This is a genomic window from Haloferax sp. Atlit-10N, from assembly GCF_003586325.1.
Classification (GTDB): domain Archaea; phylum Halobacteriota; class Halobacteria; order Halobacteriales; family Haloferacaceae; genus Haloferax; species Haloferax prahovense.
Map to the genome: position 1 here is coordinate 1 of NZ_PSYX01000075.1, position 701 is coordinate 701.

Consider the following 701-nt stretch of genomic DNA (forward strand, 5'->3'; position numbering starts at 1 on the left):
TCTAACTGACTCCCTTCTACCGGAGCACGACTTTTGTAATTTGGTTGAATATACAACACTCATGGCTCTCGAGGAGGTTCGGGCGAAGCACGACGAATACAGGAGGAAGTGTCGGGAGGAAGAGGAGAAGCGACTCAATCCAAGCCGGATTGGGACACAGTTCTACTGCGAGCAAAAGGTCGCTCTCACAGAGGAGCACGGAGACGTCGAGACCGAAGAGAAAATTGAGGGTACTGAACAACACGAGAAAGCAGCCGAAGACGCTGTAGAGGTCTCCGACGACGAACTTTGGGAATCTCTCGAAAGTGGTGCTCGACAGGTCGTTATCGAAACGAGGTTCGTCAGTGACGCTGCTGAGTTCTACCTCGGTGGTATCCCGGATGCGGTCGTGTTCGAAGACAGGAAGCCACAGCTGATCTTCGACCGAAAGACGACAGCGCACCCAGACCGCCTATACGACAACCAACGCATTCAGGTGTGGCTCTACGGATTCATGCTGGACCGTCTCGGCTTCGATACGGGCGAGCTCAAAATAGCGATTCTCAGCCATACCCGAGACGTCGATCTTGAGAGTGGGAAATTCCTCCAACAGAAAGTACTCTCTGACTACCCTGAATGGGGTGTCGGTGACCACGAACTCAGCGAAGGAATCGTCGCCCACATCTTCGAATACTCACCGATTGACCACTTGGAGGACTTGA

1 protein-coding gene is annotated in these 701 nt (G+C 53.1%); it reads left to right on the top strand.

Annotated elements, in window-relative coordinates:
• Positions 1-61: 61 nt before the first annotated feature.
• Positions 62-701: PD-(D/E)XK nuclease family protein (locus C5B91_RS21235; RefSeq protein ID WP_199708888.1), on the top strand; the 640-nt coding region annotated here is incomplete at its 3' end.